Genomic DNA, 7,135 nt, shown 5'->3' on the forward strand with positions numbered 1-7,135 from the left:
ATTGCAATAGAGGTGTTATGACGGGAGAATTATCTGCTGAGGAGCCCCTCGTTGGTCGGCAGGGGGCTCCATGCCCAAATATCAAAAGTTGAATTGTTGTAGTGTTTGTTTAGAATGCTGGCATGACTAAACCCTTGCGTGCTTTATTTCACTACTTCCTGGCCCTTACGATGCTCTTTGCATCGAGCTTTGCCATGTTTCATGCAAGTGAACATCTTCGTTTGGATAATCCCGCGAAGCACGTGGAGAGCAGCTTTGCACCTTACCTGCTAAGTCATGACGATCATGTTCATCATCAGCATTCCAGTGGTTCTCAAGACCATGAGGAGCTTGCTACTGAGCATGCATTTGAGTCTTTGTGTGAAGCTTGTCTGATTGTTTCTTCCCTTACTGGCTGTGTACCGAGTGATGTCTTTTCCGGTTTAGTCTCTGTAGGCCTTAGCTATAAACGGCCCGGTCAGCAGGATGAATCAAACCATACACACCTTAGCTTTCTCGCTAGAGCGCCACCTTTTAAGGCTTAGTTTTTATTTCTAAAGTCTTATTATTTTATTGTGCGTCAGCACAGCGTTTTAATGTGGAGTTATGTATGAAGAACTACCTGGTTCAGTGTTTATTTGTTTGTTTAGTTATTTCCCTTTCTAGTCGTGTAGCGATTGCCTTTGAAGAAGAGCATGAAGCCCATGAACATGGTCATGCAACATTGACGGTGGTTCAGGAAAAGGACGAGTTGCAGATGGTGTTTAAGTCACCTGCGATGAATATTGTTGGTTTTGAACACCAGCCTAATACCGCTGAACAGAAGGCAAAAGTCGAAGCAGCTGAGGGCATTCTTAAAGATGCTAAGCGCTTATTTCAATTGAGCTCGAGTGCTGGTTGCGAATTGGAGCATGTAACGGTTTCTTCTGCGCTATTGTCAGGAGCGCATAAGGGGCATGATGACGAGCATCATGAGGACCACGATGACGAGCATCACGATGAACATGATGATCACCACGAAGCATCACATAGTGAGTTTGAAGCTGAGTATCATTTCGAGTGTAAAAATATCGCGGCACTGAAAGATGTAAAGGTTAGCTTGTTTGAACTCTTCAATTCTCTTCAGGAGGTTGAAGCACAGGTTATTTCAAGCGCAGGTCAGAGCTTACAGGAGCTTGATCACCGTAAAACGAGTATTACGTTCTAATATGGATGCTAAACAAGTACTGTTGAAAGTAGACAACTTACGCTTCCGCTGGCCTTCGGGCCAGCGGGATGTTCTCGATATCCCCAAGTTTGAAGTGCTTAGTGGCGAAGGTGTCTTTATTAAAGGGGAGAGTGGTACAGGGAAGACGACCTTGTTAAGCCTTATAGGTGGGATCAACCTACCTGATGCGGGTTGTATCGAGGTTTTGGGGACGGATATTAGCAAGCTGCGTCAGAGCCGGCGAGACCACTTCAGAGCTGATCATATAGGCTTTATCTTTCAGCTTTTTAACCTGATTCCTTATTTGTCGGTAATTGAAAATATCACACTGGCATGTAAATTTTCTAAGTTGCGTACTCAACGAGTATTAGCAAAGTCGGGCAGCCTGGAAGAGGAAGCTTATCGCTTGTTATCGCAGCTTCAGCTAAATGATCGCTCCATGCTGACACGAAAAGTATCTGATTTGAGCGTTGGCCAACAGCAGCGTGTCGCCGCCGCCCGGGCCTTGATTGGCTCGCCGGAACTCATTATTGCCGATGAGCCGACCTCTGCATTGGATGCCGATACACGTGAACACTTTATTCAGTTACTACTAGAAGAGTGTAAGCAAAGTGGTGCGACCATATTGTTTGTTAGCCACGATGCTGGCCTGGAAGCCGCTTTTGATCGCAGTATTCAGTTAGGCGAACTCAACCGCGCTTGCGAACAGTCTTCAAATAAAGGGCAGGAGGCCGTGTTATGAATTGGGCACTGCTGATGAAGCTAACGCTGAAAAGTATCCTCAACCGGAAATTTACCAGTGGCTTAACCTTGTTTAGTATTTGTATCAGCGTTTTTCTATTACTGAGTGTCGATACGGTGCGTAAAGAGGCTAAGCATAGTTTTACCAATACGATTTCAGGCACAGACTTATTAGTCGGCGCGAGAAGTGGTTCGGTGCAGTTGTTATTGTATTCCGTTTTTTGTATTGGCAATGCAACCAACAATATCGGCTGGGATAGTTATCAAAAAATCTCTTCACACAAGTCGGTTGCCTGGGCTATTCCAATTTCACTTGGGGACTCTCACAAAGGCTATAGAGTGATGGGCACCACGCAGGATTATTTCAAACACTACCGCTTTGCTGATGACAGAGGGCTGGACTTCGAGCAAGGGAAGCACTTTGACGGGGTTTATGATGCGGTGATTGGTGCTGAGATTGCGGAAAGCTTAGGCTATAAAATTGGTGATCAGCTGACCTTGGCGCACGGTGTTAACGATACCGGGTTCTCCCGGCATGATGATAAACCTTTTATACTAACTGGCATACTTGCCCGCACAGGCACGCCTGTTGATCGAACGATTCATGTTAGTTTGGAAGGTATTGAAGCATTACATATTGATTGGCAGTCGGGTACACAATCTCGGAACAAGGTCACTGCAGAACAAACGCTAGAAATGGATCTTCAACCAAAACAAATCACGGCATTTATGCTGGGCTTAAAGTCGAAAATGGAAATTTTCCGTATCCAGCGAGCGATAAACAAATACAAAAAAGAACCCTTATTAGCTGTATTGCCAGGCCTTGCTTTGGGGGAATTGTGGCAGTTAATTGGTGTGGCCGAAAAGGCTTTGCTGATTATTGCAGTCTTCGTTTTATTGAATAGCTTCGTTGGCTTATTAACGGGTATTCTTAGCAGTTTAAATGAACGTCGGCGCGAAATTGCGATTCTCCGTTCTTTAGGTTGCCGGCCGAACCAGATATTTGTACTGCTGGCCTCAGAGTCCTTGCTGTTTGCAGTGCTTGGGTGTGCGCTAGGGTTGGCGGTATTTTTCGGTGCTGTATTGATGAGTCAATCCTTATTGCAAGGCTATGGCTTAACGATATCGCTGACTAGCTTCGGTTCTGAGCAGCTTGCCTTGGTGGCAGCGGTCGTCGGTATGAGTTTGTTAATCGGCTGTATACCGGGCTATCGAGCCTATAAACAATCTTTAGCTGACGGCATGTCGATCAAACTTTAGGAGAAAGTAAATGAAGCTACTAAGAGTGCTTTTAGTTGTGTTGCTTGTTGTCTCTCCGCTTGCTTTTGCAATAGGGAAAGACACGTATAAAGAGATATCCTGGGATGATTTAATGCCCGAAGGTTGGGAGCCTCCGGTGCCACAAGAGCAGGAGTTTTTCGAAGGAGAGTCTTTCGAAAGCGGCGCCTTTGAAGGTGAGTCATTCGAGGGGCAGGCTTACGATGGGGACCTAAACCCAATACCTGCTCAGGTTCAGGAGCCTGCACCAGTCGTGAAATCTCTTGATCAACAGAAACTCAAGATTCCGGGTTATATTATTCCTCTCAAATTCACCGCTGACTCGGTGTCGGAATTCTTGCTGGTACCCTATGTAGGAGCTTGCATTCATGTACCGCCGCCTCCTGAAAATCAGATCGTTTATGTGACTTTAAAAGAGCCCTTAATGACTAGTGAATTTTGGACGCCTGTCTGGGTAAGTGGGGTAATGAAGGCGAAGTTGTCGATGACTGAATTTGCGACTGCGGGCTACCACATGACTGATGCCATCACCGAGGTTTATGAGTATTAAATAGATATTTAGGCCCAGAGTAAGAACGCCAGTTTTTACTCCGGGCGGTATGGCACTTACTTAAACTGAATTTCACTTTTTTACAGTGGGTGCCTAGAAAAACATTATTCCTCTGTGCAGCAAAGCGCTCTGTGCCCTCTGTGGTTAAGGGCCTTAATCTTGAAGATCAAGACACCAAAAATGAATCCACCACAAAGGACACAGAGCGGCCGATGGTCTGCACGGAGAAAACCAAAAGAAGGGCCCTTAAATGAATGGCTCTTATTTAATCTGAATTGCACCCTATAGATAAACATGTATTCAGATTGAAAATATGCTTAAGCAAGTGCCGTTCTACTCTGACTCCAAATAAACTGACACAAAATTGTCACATTTAGTTGAGAGACTCACCTTCTCTTTTGAACTAGGTGACCCTCTTGTTTTCAGATCGACGAATTCGTACATCGTTAATCGCTATTGTTGCAGACTTGATATTAACGGCCATCAAGTTAGTAACATCGTGGATAACAGGCAGTACAGCGCTACTTGCTGACGCTTATCACTCCCTGTCTGATATTTTGGTCTCGCTTACCTTACTTTGTGGCATCTGTATTCGCGTTTCTGTCGAGAAAGGGCGCTTATCCATTTCTGAAGAAAAAGCGCATCAGCTGGAATCTATTCTGGCGATCATAATGTCCTGCTTGATTCTTTACGTTCCGGTAGAAATTATTCAGGAAATAAAATCCCAAGAGGCAGAAGATTTACAACATTTATGGGTTGGCATCGTAGGTATATTGTTATGTATAGCGATTGCTTGGTTAATGTCTCGTTTAAAAACCTGGGTAGGTAAAGAAACTAAATCCATGGCTCTGGTGGCGGATGGTTATCATAGTCAACTCGATGTATTTTCTTCAATTGCGGTCTTGCTTTCATTGATAGGTACAATGATAGGTATCTACCTCGATGAGATTGTCGCAGTGATTATTGCTGTGATGGTTACGATAGCCGGCCTTGAGCTTTTGATTTCGGGTATTAAGAGTTTGCTTACCGGTGCAGAGCTGAAGCAAGTATCGTTGATGGATAAACTGATGGATATGCCGTCGGTTCAGCACCTCCAGCATCATTCTAAACAGCTTAGAAAACCTGCAAACCTGGCGATATTTGCTGCATTGCTGGGCACTGCTTATTTACTCAGTGGCTTTCGTATCGTACCTCACGGGCACGTTGCTTATGGCCACCTCCTGCATCATTTTGATAATGAGCACTTGTCTCCAGGTTTATACTATAAGGCTCCTTGGCCGCTTGGAGGGCTAGTCATTCTTCAAGACAGTAATATCTTGAGTGTTGATACCGATAGTGCCCGTAAGAATATAGAGCAAGAAAGTTCTGTTGCCAGCGGTCTGTGGCAAAACAAAATTGATGGAAAAAGTCCTCAGGTGAAAGGCGAAGGAGAGTTCTTCCTAAGCCGTGATGAAAACCTGGTCGATATTAATCTAAAGCTGCACTTCTCGCTGGAACCTTACCATCAGTTGTTGCTCGATCCGGCAGTTCAAAAGGATATTCTTGGCGGCTATGCAGAATCTGCTTTGCTTACGCTTGCGGCAGAGAACGAGTACCTGACTTTACTTAATGGGCCGAGAAAGCCTTTAGAGAGTCGACTAAATAAGCTGATACGTGAAGACCTATCTGCTTCCGGTTTGGAACTTCGTTACATTCGCTCTCATATCCAATCTATTAAAGCTCCTCCTAGTGTCGTCGATTCGCACTGGAAAAGATTCAATGCTTATCAAAAGATGCTAAAGGCTAAATTGAGTGCTGACTCCAAAAGCCAGGAAGATTTGGCGAATGCCAATGCAAAAGCCTTAGGAGAAGTTAATCGTGCTCAAGCAACGAAGACAGAACAAATAGAGCGTGCCGAGGGAGATATCAATCGATACTTGCCTTTGCAAAGTTTATTTCAGAACCAAACCGAAGCGCTTCATTATCAGAGCCGTCAAAATAACTTGGCAAAACAAGTTAAGGGTAAACAACTTACAGTGATAGACCCAAAGATTTCCAATCAGCAGCTTCGATTATGGTTACCGCAAAACGATCGTCGCTAACTTTCTAATACATGAGGTTAAGAGTGTGAAAAGAATTTCCTGGATTCTTGGAGTCCTGATAATCATGGTCTACCTGCTGACGACTTGTCTGGTAGTGGTGAAAGAAAATGAAGCTGCCGTCATTATGCAGTTTGGGAAACCTGTTCGCACCATCACTCAAGCAGGGCTAACGGTTAAATTGCCTGCGCCTATTCAGACCAAGGTATTTATGGATAAGCGAATGCAGTTACTTAAGCTACCTGCATCTGAATATGTGACAAGCGATCGTCGAAATTTAGTGATTCAGAGCTTCGCTTTATGGCGAATTTCAAAGCCTGAGCTTTTTCTGGGTAGTTTGCGTAATCTCGAAGTCGCCCAATCGAGGCTGACCGATCTGGTGACGTCTAATATCGGTGCTGCAATAGGTCATGCGACCTTGAGTGGCATATTCTCTACAAGGCCTGACAAATCCAGTTTGCGAAGCATATTTGAGGAAATTACTGCAAATAGTGCTCCGGTTGCCTTACAGGATTACGGTATTGAAGTGCTTGCTATTCGCCCGAACCGTTTTGGTTTCCCTAGGCAAAATGTTCAGGCTATCTATGACCGTATGATTGCAGAGCAAAAACGTATTGCTGCTCGCTATCGTGCCGAAGGTACTGAAGAGGCTGAAAAAATTAAGGCTGAATCTGAACGAGAGGTACGTGAGCTTTTGGCTAAAGCGCATCGAGAGTCGCAAACCATGTTGGGTGAAGGGGAAGCCAGAGCAACCGAAATATTTACCGAGGCTTATGCCCAAGACCCCGAATACTATCAGTTTCGAAAAAGCATGGATTTATACAAAGACATGATGGGCAACGATACGACCTTGGTTCTATCTAGTGAGTCACCACTCGTCCAGCGCTTGTTGGAGAGCCCCGGAGCGTCAGATGCATATGCTAAGTGATTTAAGAAATATACTCGCATCAAATAAGCATGTCTTGTGGGTGATCTTTTTAGGGCTCTTGCCGTTGATATATCTCTTAAGTGGCTTTTACTCTGTAGGGCCTGAGCAGCGTGGAATATTATTGCGATTCGGAAAGATAGTCGACGATCAGGTCTTGCCTGGCATGCATTATCATTTACCTTGGCCCATGGAGACGGTAGAGAAGATACAGGCGACTTCGGTACGCTCAATGGAACTGAACATGGTGGAGGAAACATCGGCGCCAATTCAGCGGGAACTGACAACGGGTGATCAGAACTTATTGGAGGTCAGTCTGATACTTCAATATACCATAGAGGAGCCTGGCATCTTTCGTACGCAGGCGCTCGACCCTG

The 7,135-nt window shown here is 44.9% G+C and carries 8 protein-coding genes; all 8 read left to right on the forward strand.

Annotation, left to right across the window (positions count from 1 at the left end):
* Nucleotides 1-122 precede the first annotated feature (122 nt).
* Complete coding sequence (locus A3757_RS00425; RefSeq protein WP_068513298.1) at nt 123-524, forward strand: hypothetical protein; 402 nt, start codon at nt 123-125, stop codon at nt 522-524.
* A gap of 65 nt (nt 525-589) precedes the next feature.
* Nucleotides 590-1,186, forward strand: a complete 597-nt coding sequence (locus A3757_RS00430) for a DUF2796 domain-containing protein (RefSeq protein WP_068513296.1) — start codon at nt 590-592, stop codon at nt 1,184-1,186.
* 1 nt (nt 1,187) lies between these two features.
* Nucleotides 1,188-1,928: an ABC transporter ATP-binding protein gene (locus A3757_RS00435; protein WP_068506881.1), complete on the forward strand. Its 741-nt coding sequence runs from the start codon at nt 1,188-1,190 to the stop codon at nt 1,926-1,928.
* A complete protein-coding gene (locus A3757_RS00440) occupies nt 1,925-3,187 on the forward strand; it encodes an FtsX-like permease family protein (RefSeq protein ID WP_068633881.1) in 1,263 nt (420 codons plus the stop codon). Before A3757_RS00435 ends, A3757_RS00440 begins: the two co-directional genes overlap by 4 nt.
* A gap of 10 nt (nt 3,188-3,197) precedes the next feature.
* Entirely contained in the window at nt 3,198-3,755 is a 558-nt protein-coding gene (locus tag A3757_RS00445; protein ID WP_068506877.1) for a DUF3299 domain-containing protein, read from the forward strand.
* A 416-nt stretch (nt 3,756-4,171) separates the two neighbouring features.
* Nucleotides 4,172-5,836, forward strand: coding sequence for a cation diffusion facilitator family transporter (locus A3757_RS00450; protein WP_068554235.1), 1,665 nt, complete (start codon nt 4,172-4,174; stop codon nt 5,834-5,836).
* Between the two features lie 25 nt (nt 5,837-5,861).
* Nucleotides 5,862-6,761 carry a protease modulator HflC gene (hflC, locus tag A3757_RS00455; RefSeq protein WP_156490593.1) on the forward strand — a complete coding sequence of 300 codons (900 nt, stop codon included), beginning with the start codon at nt 5,862-5,864 and terminating at the stop codon, nt 6,759-6,761.
* On the forward strand, nt 6,745-7,135 hold a 391-nt coding region (locus tag A3757_RS00460; protein WP_255374965.1), incomplete at its 3' end, for an SPFH domain-containing protein. The genes hflC and A3757_RS00460, both read left to right, overlap by 17 nt.

The organism is Oleiphilus sp. HI0117, from assembly GCF_001635235.1.

What these genes read in the sequence shown, in the direction of transcription:
- A3757_RS00425 (WP_068513298.1), top strand. Translation starts at nt 123, where the DNA reads ATGACTAAACCCTTGCGTGCTTTATTTCACTACTTCCTGGCCCTTACG.
- A3757_RS00430 (WP_068513296.1), top strand. Translation starts at nt 590, where the DNA reads ATGAAGAACTACCTGGTTCAGTGTTTATTTGTTTGTTTAGTTATTTCC.
- A3757_RS00435 (WP_068506881.1), top strand. Translation starts at nt 1,188, where the DNA reads ATGGATGCTAAACAAGTACTGTTGAAAGTAGACAACTTACGCTTCCGC.
- A3757_RS00440 (WP_068633881.1), top strand. Translation starts at nt 1,925, where the DNA reads ATGAATTGGGCACTGCTGATGAAGCTAACGCTGAAAAGTATCCTCAAC.
- A3757_RS00445 (WP_068506877.1), top strand. Translation starts at nt 3,198, where the DNA reads ATGAAGCTACTAAGAGTGCTTTTAGTTGTGTTGCTTGTTGTCTCTCCG.